Below are 17,661 nucleotides of genomic sequence, written 5' to 3'. Positions count from 1 at the left end.
GATTTGTCATTTGTCCTTTGTGATTTTAAAGAGCAAATAACCAATGACCAATGACCAAGAACCAATGACTAATGACCAATATTTTTCTAAGCCAACCGATTACTGAGTATTTAGCGAAAATACTGCATTTGGATGGTGATTTTGAGTAGCTTGTCTGATTAGAATGTTATCTAGAGGTTCAGGAATCTTAGCTTATTAAATTAAGTTAAAAAATTTACACTGCTAATGGCAACTCAAAAAGTCAGGATTGAAAGTACTCTGAAGAGTTTACTTGTAAGGGAAAGAATTATAGCCATATCAGGTGAGGTTAAATGCTTATCATCAGGACTGACGCGGTTCCCCGTGGAGAGTTTTGAATGATAAGTCATCAGACAAACTTGAGACAGGAACTAAATAATTTAATAACTTATGACTCTCAACGTGGCTTTTTGACTTGTCTCTAGCGGTCTAAGAATCTAGGGAAAAAAACACATGACTACATCAACACAAACTCGGGGTCAAGTAGAAAGAACATTAGCGCAACGTATTCAAGCTCTTTACAGAGAGCAGCTGGGACATCAGCCAACAAAGATAACGTGTCAGCTATCAGAACAAAATGTAGTAGTTTTGCTGGAAGGTTCAATTACTCAACCGGAACTATTACTTGCTCAAACAGGTCGGGTAGAACTAGCCGAACAGGTTCGTTCAGATTTGGATGATGCGATTCAGCCACAACTTAAGGCGCTCATAGAAGAGACTTTAAATGTTTCTGTCATTGAGCTATTAAGCGATGCAACACTCTCTACAGGTCGTACTGGAATTATTGCCCTTCTAACAGATGCACCAAATGTTCGTACTTCTATGCCAAATTCTAAAATTAAGCGAAAACAGTCATCTAGTAGTGGAAACAACACAGAGAAAACAGCCTCATAAAATTATTCCTGACAAAGATCAAATGCTGACTCAGCGTTCAATTTTTTGTTTAGATAGGAGCGAACTGTGTCTTCTAAATCTTCAATCATGTAAGGCTTACTGATGTAGTCGTTAAAGCCTGCCATCAGAATGCGTTCTCTATCCTCCGCACTAGCTAAAGCTGTTACTGCAATAGCCGTAATATGACTAGTAAGTGGTTCTTGCCTCAGAGAACGCACAACATCAATGCCACTGGTACCAGGTAACAAGATATCTAGTAATATCAAATCGGGTTGGTACTCTTTTGCAACAAGTACTGTCGTCGAACTATCTTTCTGACAAATCAGCCTACAGCCTAAGGACTCAAGTGCATAGCTCAAGAGTAAAAGATTATCATCATTATCTTCTACTGCTAGGATAAGGGGTGGCTGAGAATTGTAATTCCTTTTGTCGCTCATAACTTTGTATGCCAGTTCCATTGCTTCTCCAGTAGATTTGTTGTGAGTACATCGTCTATCTTGAGAGAACAAACGAGGCATTCCGCAAGCGGTCAGATAGCGCTCACAAAAGACTGGCTCGTATCTCAACTCTGCCAAGTTGATCGTCGTTGCTCACTCAACTCACTCAATGAGCTTTCAGAGGTAAGAGTACCTCAAGCCGATAGAGTGAGAAGGCTTTCCTTAATTATATGCAAAGTGGCTAAAAATTCTAGCAAATAAGTCATAAGTACTTAATATATTTAATTATTATTTAATATACTACTTCAAAGTCTGATATCTACACTGCAGTCTCTTATACAAATTAGACATACATCAAAAACGGTGAATCAGCTCTCCAACACAAAAACAGTACGGACAGGGCATGAAGTCGTTCAGGTTGACACTGCGAACTACCCTTAACTTAACTTAAGAATGAAAAATTTTTTCCCAGTCTTCAGATTTTGTAGTATACTTGTAATATATAAGTAAAGGCATACAAAAAATACTTCAATTGTCAGTTGTTCCACACGGAAATACAAAATCCGCATTTACGATCCCTGTATGCCCTAACAAGGGTTAGTAACACGGCTACAACAACAAAGCCTGCTTTGCTGTGGAGTGTTAACTGACAACTGACTTCTCAAAGTTGAGGCTTTATGACACAAATATCTGCAAAACTCGTTCAAGAACTACGGCGAAAAACCAGTGCTGGTATTATGGATTGCAAGAAGGCACTGCAAGAAAACAATGGGGATCTCACCAATTCTGTTGATTGGCTGCGGAAGAAAGGTATTGCCAAAGCCATAACAATAGTAGATCGCATCCCAGCAGAAGGGCTTGTAGATAGTTATATTCACAATGGCAGCAAAGTTGGTGTACTGCTAGAAGTGAACTGTGAAACTGATTTCCCACCGTTGTACAACCACTCATCTAAGGAAGCCGCTTCCCAGATGGGGTAGAAGTGAAGACCGATGGCGTTGGAGGAAGGTACAACTGCACCAGAGATGATGTTGTTGCCGTAGAGTAAGGAACCTGCCACAGGCTCGCGGATACCATCAATGTCTACTGGAGGTGCAGCGATGAAGGCAATGATGAAGCAGATGGTTGCGGAGAGCAGGGTGGGGATCATGAGCACACCGAACCAGCCAATGTAGAGGCGGTTTTCGGTGGAGGTGATCCACTCACAGAACTTCTCCCATACGTTGGCGCTTTCGCGACGTTGTAAGGTTGCTGTCATGGTTTTATAATTGCGGTTGTTTTTTATGAATGAATCAGGCTTGTTTTGCGCCTGTATCTTCAATTTACATCTGTTTACACAACTTTACAATAGCCGGAGATTGAGTAGAAGTGATTTGAAATATAAGCTTGAGTTATGATTCGTTATCACGCGATCGCTCAAGTTGTTTCCGGTTCGGAAGAGCGCCTGGGACGGATGGTTAATCGCTCTCTGTTAAAGTCAAATATATGTGGGAGGTAAACTTATGACCCAAGCGGTAACTAAACCTGTAACCTACGAAGAATTTATCGAGTGGTTCCCCAACGACGGGAAGCGCTATGAGCTACATAAAGGAGTAATTGTTGAAATGGCACCACCAACTGGGGACCATGAAAAAGTAATCGTATTTTTATCACGCAAGCTAACAATAGAGTTTGACCGACTCAACTTACCTTACGGGATACCTAAAACTACATTTGTTAAAGCTCCTGGTGCCGAGTCTACTTACTCTCCAGATATAGTGTTGCTAAATTTAGATAATCTCCCTAACGAACCTCTTTTCCAAAAAGAGTCAACAGTTACTCAAGCAGCATCCGTACCCTTAGTAGTGGAAGTTGTCAGTACCAATTGGCGGGATGATTACTACGACAAGTTTGGGGACTATGAGGAAATGGGCATCCCTGAATACTGGATTGCTGATTATAAAGGGCTAGGGGGTAAAAAATTCATTGGGGACCCTAAACAACCTACTTTCTTAGTATGCCAGCTTGTTGGCGATGAGTACCAAATTACTAAATTTACAGGTAATGACTTGATTGTTTCCCCCACCTTCCCCCAGCTTAACCTTACCGCACAGCAGATTTTTGATTCGGCTCTACCCAAAAGAATTAATTAAATTAAATTTAAGCTGTTTTTTCAGGTTATGCCAAGCTTTTGCTTTTTGAAGTTTTCGTAATGCATGACTTATCATGCTACTGCAAAACCAGTATGTTGGCGCACTTTGGGATGGCGAAAACCAAGTACTATATTTTCTTTAGGGATACCTGCTTCCATTAAATCAGTCGCTACACCTTCTTCAGTATCATCGTATTGAATCCAAACTTTATTGTCAATTAAGCTGATATGGATAGGTGTTGCATGGAGATAATTGTCACGACTCCAGCCAATGTCTAAAACTAAATACTGTCTTCGCTCATCATCAAATATAACTTGAGAGGTATAATCATCGGGTACCGCCGTTCGATAATCGGCATGATTCTGGAGTACATTCTTAATAATATCTTGGTATTTTAATCCGGTATCCATGTGTCACGATGCACTCAATCCAATCTTTACAGACAGATGAACCAATTCATTGGGTACTTGGTTTCGCTCAATATACTTATTAATCTCTGTTTGACGATCCAAATAAAAACTCAAGGCATCAAACACTTGTGCTAGGGTCAGATGGGGCAAATGATTCAAGATTTCTTCTGGCATAATTCCCAATCGCCACAAACCAACAATGGCAAGAACGGATGTCCGATTGCCTACAATAATTGGCTCTCCACCCACAATTTCAGGATTTCGGGTAACGTAGCGAGAGGAGGTTTCGGTAACCATAAAACAAATCACTTAGGAAAACTAGCGCTGTCTTTAGTTTACCAATAGATTTGGGCAGACCGATCGCGATCGCTCTTGAGTGAAACTTCCCGCCATTAAAGTAAGTGCGAACGTGACTTCATGAGATCGCATATTGGACAAACTTTATGGAAACACACTGAAGGAATCGACAAAGATATCAGAACTTTCATTACAGAGCAGTCATGCTAAAAACTTACTCACCATCAATTGGAGTACAGAGAAGGTAGTTTCCGTAATGCAAATCAGGTGGTTGCAGTTTCTGTTTTTGCTGCTACAGACCTTTTTCTAAATGGAAAACACAAGCATCTTCGGTATCAATAATTTTGGTATGATTGGCACGGGTAAAATCAATGATTGATAAAGATGTAGCGATCTCCTCTTGGTTAAGTAGAATATTTAGGATATTTGAGATTGTGGTGCGTTACGCTTTTGCAACAATATACCACAGCCGACTAAAGAGGCACTATCGCACTTGAGTCTAATAGTCTGTAATAGATTTTAATTTTTGTAAGTACTGTTGCAGTAAGGGTGAGACAACTGGGCATTCTCTAAAGATCCGGTTCCACCATCCTGTTTTCGTATTTTATGGTCGATCTGAATTGATTTCGTATGTAGCAATCCATTACAAATTGAACAGCGAGGTGCAACCTTTATAGCTTCTCTAATAAAAGCAGCACTTTTAGTATCTTTTGAAAATGAAGAAGCTTTTGTTTCTGTTTGTTCAATTACCTCCATAGTTAGATATGAAAATTCCTTTTTTAATAGGACATTTTTTAGTACGTCTTGGGCAGGAACACCTTTACTCAATTCATCAAGAACTGCTTCAAAATAGTTAACAATAGGTAATATAGCCTTATTTGCCTGTCTCACCTTCCTAACAATTTGTTGAATAATGTTATCAGATGCCATTAATATTGACTCAAAGTCGGCACGGTATTTTGTAAAAATATCTAGTTTATGTTTCTGTTCTAATTTTTTGGAAAATTCAATAACAGCATGAAAACAACTTACTCGGAAATTCCCACTACTACTATATATATAAATTGCGGGATGAAGACCTAACGAAGATGGGTGGATATCATTTACTCGCCTCAATGCCTTACGAATAGATTTCAACAGGCTAAGTGTTTTCTCCCCATTTTCATCATTAGCCTCTTCAGGGCTCTTAAAAAGACAAACTAATTCATAGATCATAGATAATGAATTAGCTGCATGATTTTTCCCTCCAAGAGGTAAATCAAGACTTTTTATAGGGCTAGTTAATATCGGATTGAAAATAAGCTTATTTATCTCTTCTGCTTCTTTCTGAATATCATCAGCTATTGGGGAATTATAGGTCTGCCAATACTTATAACCTTGACCTCCACGAAGAATAGCTCTTGAGCATAACCCTGAGGGTTTCCTTCTAGATTCAAGCACCGCAATCTCAGTATCACTAATAGGGGTCGATTTTTGATTGATTTTAAAGAAAGAGCTTTCTGCTTTTCTCGAGTCTCCATCAACCCATTGAAGTTGAATTGCTCTTGTGCCAAGACTTTTTAATCTTTTTTTCACTTTATTTTCTGCTAAGTCAGGTTCAAACAGAGACTCTTCGTAGTGTTTAAACGCCCCAATCCGTGAATTAATTAACTCTCTAGCCTTCTTCGCATTATCGATTTGGCTCTCAGGAATACTATTATCAAAAAACCTTCTTGAAAGTTTACCGTCGCCATAATCATCATTAACCCATGCTGCTAAAGCACTAATTCGATGAGCACCATCGATGACAAACGTATAACTGTCTGCGTATTTCCAAAGAATAACTGCTGGAATCAAATCGCCATCAAGGAAGCTTTCGATTAAGTCACATACTTTTTCCGCATTCCATTCATTTGTTTCTCTTTGAAAATCAGGTTTTCTTAAGGATGCAAAGAAAAAACCAGGAATTTTGAAGTCACTATAGCTTAAAGTCGTCTTATGAGGACCTTGAGGCACTTGTGATTCATCCTGAACATCAAAATCTTCTCTACTAATTAGAGCGTCCAAAAATAACTTTCCTGTCATACTTGTTCCTTTGATGACTTATCGATAATGACAGCCTTTGCTAGATGTTAGAAACTTATCCTACTCATCTGACAATCGCCTGCTTGCCTATTGGTCTACCATTGTTACACACTACACCTATTCAATGCTTCTTAACACCTAATATCATAATAAACGATGACTGGATAACCGATGACTGGAAGCGTGCCATCTCTAGACTGAAATTGAACGCTCCTGACCACGGTCTCAACAGCAAAGCTTTGGAAAAATGTTTTCCGCAAGAGATGAGTTATAAAGTAAATATCAAGATTATGTAAGTTGGGTTGAGGAACCCAACCTACATAATACTTCTTGCTCTTTGCGTCTATGTCCTATGTCCTTACGGACTAAATCCGGATTAGCTACCCCTTTATCTTCTTTGTTTTTTCTTCGAGATCTTCGCGTCTATGTCCTAACGGACACGCTTCGCTAACGCGGTTCCATAAAAAGGGGTTTATAAACAAGATTTAGTATAGCGTTCTCAAAATGCTTGATTGCGTTTTCATTTTAGTATTTTCCCTAAGCAAACAGGCAAATTGCTTTCTCAATTCACCTGTTTGCTGACTCATTTCAGGAATTTCAAATTGAAAATTGTTCAATCCAAAATCCAAAATCTAAAATTCCTCAACGACCTTGGAAAATGTAGATAGCACCAACTCTGCGGAAGTGGGAATTGTTTGCCCAAGCAGCTGTGCTAAAAACCCACTCGCCATCAATGGGAGTGCAGAAACCAAAGTAGTTTTCGTAATGCAAATCGAGTGGTTGCAGTTTCTGTTTTTGCTGCCACACACCTTTTTCTAAATGGAAAACACAAGCATCTCCGGTATCAATAATTTTTGCAGAATTGGCACGGGTGGAACCAACGATCGCCACATCTTTAGCAATCGCCACCGTAGCACCAAAAAATCCGCAATACTTGGGATACTCGGCTTGAAGCTTTTGTTTGGGTTGCCAGACTCCTTTCTCCAATTGATACGTATAAACACTGCCAGCAGCGAGAACGTTGCCAATTTTAGTACCAACTGCCCCGACAAAAGCGTGTTCTCCAGCGATCGCCACAGAATAACCAAATAAATCCTTCCCATCAACTTGAGTAGATTGCAACTTCTGTTTGAGTTGCCACACACCATTTTCCAAACGGTATATATAAGCACCTCCAATTGGACGCTTAACATTAGCAGAGGCGTAGCGATCGCCACCACCGATAATTGCCCACTCCCCGCTAATAGCCATAGAATTCCCAAAGCATTGGTTAACCCCCAAATCCTTGGGTTGCAACTTCTGTACCTGCTGCCATATGCCATTTTCCAAGCGGAAGACATACACAGCCCCAGCCCCTGCAAGACCATTCGCTCTGGCATTGTAAGCCCCAATTAAAGCCCACTCGCCGCTCATCACCACACCTTTGCCAAAGTAATCACGAGCAGCCAAGTCAATGGGTTGCAGTTTTTGTACCTGCTGCCATACCCTGTTTTCCAAACGGAAAGCATAAGCGGCTCCAGTATCTTGCATTCCTACAGTATCCGCTTTCCTCGCGCCAACAATTGCCCATTCCCCACTTATATCGACATCACATCCAAATTGATCGCCGACGCGAGAGTCATGGGGTTGCAACTTTTGTTTGAGATGCCACATCTTGTTCTGCAATTGGAGAATATAGGCAGCTCCTGCCTCTAACAACCGCGATGCATTTGCTTTACGAGCGCTGACAATCGCCCACTCGCCACTGATTGCAGCTTCTTCCCCAAAGAAAGAGTTACTGTTTAAATCAGTGGGTTGTAACTTTTGTACTTGCTGCCATCCCCGTCTGGTAATCAACGGCTCATTCTCAAAAAAGACTTGTCCATCCCAAGCTACACCAAAAACTTTTCCATGCAAAGCGCGGTGAGAACGATCTAAAACTTTATCTCCAGACCCTTCATTTAAAGGCCAATAACCAATCAATCCTCGCTCGTTCCCCACCAGAGAACGGTGCATGTGTTCTTGCAGTTCCGCTGAGGTAAGTGCTTTATCCCACACTTGAACTTCAGAAATTTGACCGTTGAAATATCGAGATGGCGACTCAACATCCCTCCCTATATACAACCGACCGTTATCATTATTTAATTGTCCCGGTGCTTCCGTGCGAGCCACCTCTTCGCCATCAATATACAAACGAATTATTCTGCCATCAAACGTACCCGCGTAATGGTGCCACTGGGTAATATCTATATTCGGTGTAAAACTAGCACATTTCCACACACCAGAACGGATATAAAAATGGAATGTTTTGCCACCAGCTTCGGGATGCAAACTAAAAGGATTGCGTTTGGAAACCAAACAACCGTATTGGTTCCACGTGGGGGTATTGCTTCTCGCCCAAGCTGAAACTGTGACTTGGTTGCTAACGTTAGTATGCTCTGGAACTTCTACATAATCATCTTTGCCATCAAATGTCAGCACGGGTTGCAAGTAATCCGATTGGTAGGACTGCGGCCAAATAGCCCCATGAATCATACCAGTGTTGCTATTGCTAGTCTTATCTAAAACTTTATTGCCACGTCCTTCATTAAATGACCAATAACCTATCAATCCTTCCTCATTTCCTAACAACCGACGTTGCATATCTTTGAGCAATTCTTCTTGAGTACGAGCTTTTTTCCAAAGACGTACTTCCGACATCATCCCATCAAAATAATCATCAAACGTGTAGTTACTTCGAGCGATATAGTTAAGAGTTCGGTTAACATTGTTGGGTAGGTGAATTGCTCCAGATTGCACTTCTTCACCGTTCCTGTAAAGTTTGCCAGTTCCATCAGCACTTATTGTTGCTGCTAAATGCATCCATCTACCAGGTTCTAATACATTTGCGGCTGCGATTCTTTGCCCTACGCCATCACGTTTGATGTCTAAAATTAAATCGTTATCTGTGTCCCGATTGGCAAAGATGATGTTATCTTTGTCGATTCCGTTACCAAAGTCGATGACTCGTGAGGATTTTTTGAAGCTGTTGTAATAAACCCACGCTTCGATTGTGAAACCTTGGGAATAATCGAAGTCCATTCTGGGTAATGAAATGTGGTCATCATGACCGTCAAATTTTAGGGCTGATTTGATGACGTTTGGTTCGTCCCTGAATGCTGCAGGTTTGATAAAGTTTTGTTGTGTCCAGGTGGCGAAGTAAATTTTACCATTATTGGCGCGATCGCTTCTATCTCTCACTATATCGCCAATCCCTTCATTTAAAGGCCAATAACCGACCAGACCTAATTCGTCTCCTGTCAGGCGATTGTAGATATTACCTTTAATTTCAGCTGCGGAACGGGCATAATTCCAAACTGCTATTTCGGCAATTCCACCCGACCAAAAAGTATCAACTTTGCCAATCCAGTAAGGTGTTTCTTTGTTATGAAAAAAGGTTTCTGGGGCTGGTTGAGTCAATAAGAGTTCGCCATCCCGATAAATTCTGTATTCAGTTCCTTGTTTGACCCACGTTATATGAATCCACTTGTCTTTGGCTTTAAAGAAGTTATCTATCGATGCAAAATAACGCTTACCTGTTGGTTCGTAGGACTCGTAAACCAATCCCGATTTATCTTGGGTCATCCATATTCCAGGTTTGCGATATTTATCTCCTTCATGACCAATTAAGGCGTGCCAAGTTCCGTCGTTTAGTAAGGACGGTTTAACCCACAAAGAAATTGTAAATTCTTTATCGTTCTCAAAGGGGTCTTTGATTTCGATATGTTTATCAACCCTTTGGAAGTTTAAACTAGATGGCAAATGTAAGGCTAGATTGTTAACAATTTTTTGCTGCCATTTAGCACCTTTAATCTTACCATAATTCTGCTGACTTACTTTATTAGTTGCTAAATCGCCGCAGCCATCTTGTAAAGGCCAATAAGCTACTAAATTAGGTTCGTTACCATTGAGGGGTTTACCGATAGTTGCTTGAATTTCCTCTGAGGTTTTGGTTTGATTCCAAATAGCGAGTTCAGCTAGATTACCGTGATAATGAGCGGAAGCAGCACGGGCTAATCTTCCTATATTGGCAACTCTTGTTCTGGGCAGAGATTTTCTTTTTTCCTTACCACTGTGCCAGAGAAGCCCGTTACGGTAAATTTTCATTACTCCTTCTGTGACATTCTTGACGAATGCCCAGTGAGTCCATTCGCCTTGATATTCATAAAGTTGGGCTGCTTTTTCTATGCAATCGTAATTTTCATCGGGTTGGGTAATATCGCAGCCACAATCAAAATAAACCATCCCATCAACATTGGGAACTTGGATACTTAAAACTCTTTGATGGTCTTCTGCGATCGCTTCAATAACAGTAGCATTTTTTGGCAAGCGGCTTCCACCTTTAGCCCAAAAGGTAACAGTAATTTCATTACCTGAGGGAATACTTTCTGGAAATAGTTCTATATAATCATCTACCCCATCAAACTCTAGAGCATATTCTATAAAATTTGCCTTTTGTTCAAAAGCTTTTATGGAGTCTTCTTGCTGCCAATTGGCTCCAACTATTGTACCATAATTGCCTCGACTGGTGCGATCGCTTACTGTCTGACCGATACCTTCATTTAAAGGCCAATAACCCACCAATCCCGATTCGTTTCCTACTAAATGTTCATATCTACTCGCTTTAATTTCCGCTTGCGTCCGAGGAGAACTCCAGATAGAAACTTCTGCAATCTCACCCCACCAAAAATTATCAACTCGACCTATCCAATAACTGGTATGCTTGTTGGTGTAAAAGAATTCGGGTGCGGGGTAAGTAGCAAACAGTTCGCCGTTACGATAAAACCTGTATTCTGTTGCTTGTTTTACCCAAGTAATATGTATCCATTCGTTTTTAACTTCAAAAAAGTGATTTAATGTTTCACCATAACGCTTACCATTTAAGTCGTAAGAGTCATAAGACAACCCTGAATTACTGGGAGATAACCACAACCCAGGTTTGCGATATTGATCGCCTTGCTTACCTATCAACCCATGCCAACCATCATTGAGTACGCTGGGTTTAACCCACAAGGAAATAGTAAATTCTTTGTTGTTGGCAAACGGGTCTTTAATTTCTATATAATCATTTTGTCCGTGAAAAGAGAGAACGGGCTGGGGATAACTTAAAGGGCTGGCAATAGGAAAAAAGATTTGTTGATGCCAAGTTGCACCTTTAATTTGTCCATCCTGGCTTGCTGTACAGCCGCTTCCTTCGTTCAAAGGCCAATAACCAACAAGCCCCGTTTCATTGCCTTCCAGACGGCGGTGCATATCTCTTTGCAGTTCTTCTGGCAAACGTGCGTGTTTCCACAAACGCACTTCTGACAGCCGTCCGTTAAAATACCCATCTTCTGAATAGTGACTGTTGCCGATGAAATTTTGAGCCCGGTTAACGCTTTCTGGGAGTTGGATTTTTCCCGATTGAATTTCTTGGCTGTTCTTGTAAATTTTGACATTTCCCGCTGCATCCACTGTGGCTGCAAGATGCATCCATTTACCTGTTTCTAAGGCTTTTTCGGCAAGAATTTGTTGATGGTTAATTTGTAAAACTAAACTATCGGTAGCTTCTAGATTGGCAAAGATAATGCTATTGTTAAGAGCGCCATTGCTGAAATCAACAATCGATGCTCCAGATGTAAAGCTGTTGTAATATATCCAAGCTTCTACTGTTAAACCCTGGGAATAGTTAATACTGAGTTCGGGTAAGATGATGCGATCGCTTTGTCCATTAAACTTAAGGACGTAGGGTAAGTAATTAATCTGGGTGTTTAGCATATAGCTGTCTGGTGATGGGTGAACAAGTGATTGAAGGAATTACCGAGATGCGAAGACATAAACAGCACCCGCTCGTTTCGCTGTTGGAGTATTTGCCCAAGCAGCAGTTGTAAAAATCCATTCCCTATCTGTTGGGGTAGAAAAACCAAAGTAGCTTTCGTAGTGTAAGTCAGTGGGTTGGAGTTTTTCTTGAAGCTGCCATACTCCTTTTTCTAGTTTGAAAATATGAGCATCACCGGTGGCTTTGAGTTTGGAGGAATCGGCGCGGGTTGAACCAATAACAGCTATGTCATTGGCGATCGCAACTGTTGCCCCAAAGAAGGCACAATATTTAGGTTGGGATGGTTGCAGTGTTTGTTGTGGTTGCCAAACTCCTTCTATTAATTTGTAGGTGTAAACGCTGCCACTACCTGAGATATTGGCAACAGGAGTGTTGACGGCTCCCACTAAGGCATATTCTCCAGATATAGCAACGGAATAGCCAAATAAATCATGAATTCCTGGCTGAGGCGATTGCAGTTTCTGTTTTTGCCGCCATACACCGTCTTCTAGGTGGTAGAGATAGGCTCCTCCAGGGCGTTTGACGCTGGCGGAACTATAGCGATCTCCGCCACCGATGATTGCCCATTCTCCTGTCATGGCAATAACGTTACCAAAGCATTGATTAAAACTTAAATCTTGTGGTTGTAGTTTTTGTTTTTGCTGCCATACCCCGTTTTCTAGATGGAAAACATAAGCTGCGCCAGCATCTTGAATACTAGTTGCTTTGGCATGAGATGCGCCGATGATTGCCCAGTTTCCATGAATAGCAATTCCCTTACCAAAGGAACTGTTAACGTTCAAATCTAGGGGTTGCAGTTTCTGCTTTTGTTGCCACATGCCACCTACTAATTGGTAAACGTATGCAGCACCAGCATCTTTAATAATTCCAGAATCTGCTTTGCGTGCGCCGATAATTGCCCATTGGGAACCGATCGCGACAGCACTACCAAAGCGATCGCCGATACAGGTATCATTAGGCTGGAGTCGTTGTTTTTGTACCCATATCTTGTTTTGCAACTGGAAAACATAGGCAACCCCAGCATCTTCAACATCGGCTCTATCGGCTTTCCGTGCGCCTGCAATCGCCCATTCTCCACTAAATGCTGTTTCTTCGCCAAAGTATGATTCGCTCTTTAAATCCGCAGGTTGCAACTTTTGTAATTGCTGCCACTCATTCTGAGGAATGGCTGTTTTTGAATCTATGACAACAACTTTTGGTGATAATTCAGAAAGTTGCTGTGTCAATTCAGTATTTTTATGTTCTAACTCAGAGTTCTTTTGCTTGACTTCCGATAGTTGTGTCTCCTGTTCCAAGTTCTTTTGTTCTAACTCAGCAACTTTTTGAGCGAGTGCGGCTATTTGTTTAATTTGTTCGGTGTTCCTTTGTTCTAATTCAGCATTTTTTTTATCTTGCTCAAGATTTTTTTGCTTAAGCTCCGATAATTGTTTATCCTGTTCGTCATTCTTTTGTTCTGACTCAGCGATTTTTTTATCTTGCTCAAGATTTTTTTGCTTGACTTCTGATAATTGTTTAGCTTGTTCCGAGTACCTTTGTTCTGATTCAGAAATTTTCTTATCAAGTTCAGCATTTTTTTGCTTAAGTTCAGATATTTGTTTATCTTGTTCGGTGTTCTTTTGTTCTAGTTCCCCTAGTTTATAAGCCAGGTCAATGTTTTTTTGTTCGTGGGTAGATAGTTTAGGTGAAGTTAGTTTTTCATTGGAAAAGAAGACTTGCCAATCCCAAATTGCTCCTGTAATTTTGCCATGATTATTGCGGCTAGTGCCATCTTTAACTGTATTACTAGAACCTTCATTCAAAGACCAATAACCAACTAATCCTGATTCTTTACCTGTTAAGCGATCGCCCATACTATTTTTAATATCGGTATCCGAGCGAGCAATGTTCCAAATACTGACTTCAGTCATTTCGCCTACCCAGAAATTCTCAGCTAGTCCAAAACAATAACCCGTTTCTTTGTTCGTGTAAAATGTTTCTGGTGCTGGTTTAGTAGCCAATAATTGTCCGTTGCGGTAAAATTTATACTCTGTTCCCCGTTTTACCCAGGTAATATGCACCCATTGAATTTTCTCTGTAAAAAAGTTATCCAAGAGTTCTCCATAGCGTTTTCCTGTCGTGTCGTAGGAGTCATAAGCCAAGGCTGAATTATTTGGAGATAAGCACAAACTGGGTTTGCAGGATTGATTGTCATCTTTCCCAAGAAAACCATACCATTTGCCATCATTGATGACTTGTGGCTTCACCCATAAGGAAATAGTAAATTCTTTGTTGTTATCAAATGGCTCTTGAATTTCTACAAAGTCAGGTTGAAAACTTAGAACAGATTTTAATGCTAGAGATTCATCTGTCGAGCCTCTTTTTTTCACTTCCCATGTTGCACCTGTAATTTGACCGTGGTTCCCATAGCTAGTTTTGTCAGAAACCTTATTTCCTTTCCCTTCATTAAAAGACCAATAAGCGACTAAACCCAATTCATTACCAACAAGAGAACCCTGACTATTCTTTTGGATTTCTTCGAGAGCACAAACTTTATTCCAAAGTTGAATCTCCGCAATTTGTCCGGGGAAAAAGTATTTTTGATTTCCTTCAGTTGCACCAGCAGCTATTCGCAAGGGGCGTGCTGTATTGACTCCATAATTAGCTACTGTTTCCCCTACTAATTCTCCATTAATATACAGTTTTGCTCTACTGCCATCATAGGTGGCTGCTACTAATACCCAGGTATTTAAAACTACGTCTGAACCATTGACAATAATCCAAGTGCCTTGAGTACTGGGTCCTAACCAAAATTGCCATCTATTATTATCTCCTGCGTAGAGAATATATCCTTTGGTTAAAGTATCGTCTCGTGAGGTAATTACAGAACGCCAAGTTCCCTGTCCTTTTTCTACTTTTACCCAACACAATAAGGTAAACTGACTGGGATTGAGAGAGGCTGCATAAGGTACTTCGACAAAATCATCTACGCCATCAAATGACAGTACACTAGACAAAGAAGGTGTAGCGTTAACTGCTTTAATGATAGTGGCTTCCTTTAGCCAAGCTGCTCCATAAATGGTTGCTTGGTTGGTAATATTCATTTTGTCATTGGCGATATTACCTTTTCCTTCATTTAACGGCCAATATGCCATTAATCCCAATTCATTGCCGGTTAAACGGCGGGACATATCGGCTTTAATGTCTTCAGCAGTACGGGGTTTTTTCCAAATTCGCACTTCTGTCAATTGACCGGAAAAAAATGACTCTTTACCCTCTACAACACCAATATATAAAGTTCCCGTGCCTTTATAGTCGTCTTTAGCCGTTCTCTCAAGAAGTTTTTCGCTATCTCGATAAATGGTTTGCTGTTTACTGCTAGCATCATAGACACAAGCCCAGTGATGCCATTCAGTATCTGTCACAGTTTTTTTGGTATTTAAATCATCTCCATAAAAAGCTAAGGTGAACATATCGTTATCTCGAAAGCCTATATGCAATTCTTGGTTTTGGCTTCTCTTTCCCTGCTCGATAATAACTGCCCAAGCTTTTGTGGAATTTCGCTTTGCCCAAAATTCTATGGTAAAACTGGTGTTGGCTAAATTGATGCGATCGCCACAATTAATATAATTACTCTCTCCGTTAAAGTTTAGAACAGTTTGAGTTGTCGGTTGATTGGTTTGAGACTGAGATAGTGTTAATTGTGCTTCTGCCCAAGTTGCACCAACAATAGTTCCATCTTTACTAATGACTTTATTAGCCAGGGTGTCACCCGTTCCCTCATCTAAAGACCAATAACCTACTAACCCCGATTCTTTGCCTGTTAATTTTTGATATAGACTGGTTTTTACTTCATCTTCAGTGCGGGGGTAATTCCAGATTGATAAGGCAGCAATTTGACCCCACCAAAAATTGTCATTACGTCCAATCCAATAGGTCGTATTTCTGTTAGTATAAATGCTATTTGGAGCGGGTTTGGTGGCAAATAACTTCCCATCGCGATAAAATTTATACTCCGTCCCTTGTTTTACCCAGGTAATATGAACCCATTGATTTTTGACGGCAAAAAAGTTATCTAATTGTTCGTGATAGCGCTGACCGGTGGAGTCGTAAGAGTCATAAGCTAGCCCTGATTTATCTGCGGTTAACCATAAGGCTGGTTTGTTATACTGATTTTCTGCTGTAGCACTGCCAATAATGCCGTAGTTATTGCCATCATTGAGGATGGAAGGTTTCACCCACAAGGAGATAGTAAATTCGCGATCGTCGGCAAAAGGGTCTTTAATTTCTATATACTGACTCAGCCCGCGAAAAGAAAGAACAGGTTGTAGGTTATGGGTGCGATCGCCTGTGGGAAAATAGAGTTGTTGATGCCAAATACCACCGATAATTTTGCCATTATGACTTACAATATCCCCAGTTCCTTCATTTAGAGGCCAATATCCCACTAATCCAGTTTCGTTACCTTCTAAACGACGGTGTAAGTCTTGTTGCAGTTCTTCCACTGAACGTGCATGGTTCCAAAGACGTACTTCTGCCATCCGTCCGTCAAAATAACCATCGTGTGTCCAGTTACTCCGACCGATGTAATTCAGGCTTCGGTTAAGGTTTCCAGGAAGATCTATTTTTCCGGATTGAATTTCTACACCATTTTTAAAGAGTTTGCCCTTACCAGCACTATCAATTGTTGCGGCTAAATGCATCCAGTTCCCAGTTTCGAGGGCGTTATTAGCTGTAATTCTTTCGTAAACTGTGGTTTTTATCTGTAAGGTAAGGGTATTTGTTTTAGCGACATTTGCAAATACGATATTGTGTTTGTCTACACCATTACCAAAGTCAACAATCCGCGACCAAAACTTAAAGCTGTTGTAATAAACCCACGCTTCTATCGTAAACCCTTGGGAATAATCTATATTCATTTTGGACAAAACAATATGGTCGTCTTGTCCGTTAAATTTAAGAACATAGGGCAAGCAATCGATCTGTGGATTTAGCATGATATGGTTCACTCCTATTCCCAAGGGAATTCCTGCAAAATTTTGAAAAGAATTTATAAACCTGAATTGCCTAGCAATTGCTAGCAGGTTTAGGCAAATTGGACAATTAGTTTCGAGAGAGTTGAAGCTGCGTTTTGGGAATAAAAATTCTGTAATCGGTCAACACAATAGCTTAACCTAATTACTCTTAAAAGAAAATTCTATATTAATCCAAATAATGGATTAATTTAAAAAATATTTGCAGTTTTTAAATCAATTTAAACAAATGTAAACAGTCTATTGTAATTAGCTGCCAATCCCTAATTTAGAGGAGAGGATTTAATCTCAATAGATTTATTTGGAATAAATATACACCGATCTACACGCAAAAACTTTAAAATAAAGTTAATAATTTGGAGAATACCAAAAAATCAGTATAAGTAAGCCGGTAAGAAAAAACGTAACTGGTAAGAACCGTCCTTAGTCATTTGTCATTAGTAAGGGTTTCAGATGTATTTACATTTTGTAACGTATTTTTGTTTATTCACAACGGCTTTCTTAACTCTTCACGTGAGTTGATACGTTAGCTTGAAAAATAGCTATATGTAGATATATATTATT

At 40.2% G+C, this 17,661-nt stretch carries 8 protein-coding genes and 2 pseudogenes; 3 read left to right on the top strand and 7 right to left on the bottom strand.

Annotated elements, in window-relative coordinates; all coding sequences use genetic code 11:
- Positions 1 to 471: 471 nt before the first annotated feature.
- Entirely contained in the window at positions 472 to 912 is a 441-nt protein-coding gene (locus ACYRY3_RS32495) for a Na-translocating system protein MpsC family protein (protein WP_460205782.1), read from the top strand.
- Between the two features lie 2 nt (positions 913 to 914).
- Here ACYRY3_RS32495 and ACYRY3_RS32490 read toward each other — a convergent pair whose 3' ends face one another.
- The gene (locus ACYRY3_RS32490; protein ID WP_460205807.1) at positions 915 to 1,370 is read right to left on the bottom strand and encodes a response regulator; all 456 of its coding nucleotides are present in this window, start codon (positions 1,368 to 1,370) and stop codon (positions 915 to 917) included.
- A 656-nt stretch (positions 1,371 to 2,026) separates the two neighbouring features.
- Here ACYRY3_RS32490 and ACYRY3_RS32485 point away from each other — a divergent pair.
- Positions 2,027 to 2,278: pseudogene (locus ACYRY3_RS32485) on the top strand (elongation factor Ts); the annotation flags it as partial.
- Here ACYRY3_RS32485 and ACYRY3_RS32480 read toward each other — a convergent pair.
- A pseudogene (locus ACYRY3_RS32480) lies at positions 2,278 to 2,607 on the bottom strand (photosystem II q(b) protein); the annotation flags it as partial. The pseudogenes ACYRY3_RS32485 and ACYRY3_RS32480 sit on opposite strands and share 1 nt — an antisense overlap.
- Positions 2,608 to 2,851: 244 nt before the next feature.
- Between ACYRY3_RS32480 and ACYRY3_RS32475 the strand changes: the two are divergent.
- Positions 2,852 to 3,481, top strand: coding sequence for a Uma2 family endonuclease (locus ACYRY3_RS32475; protein ID WP_460205781.1), 630 nt, complete (start codon positions 2,852 to 2,854; stop codon positions 3,479 to 3,481).
- A gap of 71 nt (positions 3,482 to 3,552) precedes the next feature.
- On the opposite strand, the gene ACYRY3_RS32470 is transcribed toward ACYRY3_RS32475, so the two are convergent.
- The 5 genes from ACYRY3_RS32470 to ACYRY3_RS32450 form a co-directional block, all read right to left on the bottom strand.
- A complete protein-coding gene (locus tag ACYRY3_RS32470; RefSeq protein ID WP_460205780.1) occupies positions 3,553 to 3,891 on the bottom strand; it encodes an element excision factor XisI family protein in 339 nt (112 codons plus the stop codon).
- Between the two features lie 3 nt (positions 3,892 to 3,894).
- Positions 3,895 to 4,188, bottom strand: a complete 294-nt coding sequence (locus tag ACYRY3_RS32465) for a DUF433 domain-containing protein (protein ID WP_460205779.1) — start codon at positions 4,186 to 4,188, stop codon at positions 3,895 to 3,897.
- Between the two features lie 519 nt (positions 4,189 to 4,707).
- Complete coding sequence (locus tag ACYRY3_RS32460) at positions 4,708 to 6,252, bottom strand: HNH endonuclease family protein (protein ID WP_460205777.1); 1,545 nt, start codon at positions 6,250 to 6,252, stop codon at positions 4,708 to 4,710.
- 642 nt (positions 6,253 to 6,894) lie between these two features.
- Positions 6,895 to 12,027, bottom strand: coding sequence for a LamG-like jellyroll fold domain-containing protein (locus ACYRY3_RS32455; protein WP_460205776.1), 5,133 nt, complete (start codon positions 12,025 to 12,027; stop codon positions 6,895 to 6,897).
- 39 nt (positions 12,028 to 12,066) lie between these two features.
- Complete coding sequence (locus tag ACYRY3_RS32450) at positions 12,067 to 17,061, bottom strand: LamG-like jellyroll fold domain-containing protein (RefSeq protein ID WP_460205775.1); 4,995 nt, start codon at positions 17,059 to 17,061, stop codon at positions 12,067 to 12,069.
- Between the last annotated feature and the right edge of the window lie 600 nt (positions 17,062 to 17,661).

The sequence above is a fragment of the Scytonema sp. NUACC21 genome (assembly GCF_054684315.1).
Note: the sequence above shows the minus strand (reverse complement) of the source record. Positions and strands in the feature narration are given on the sequence as shown.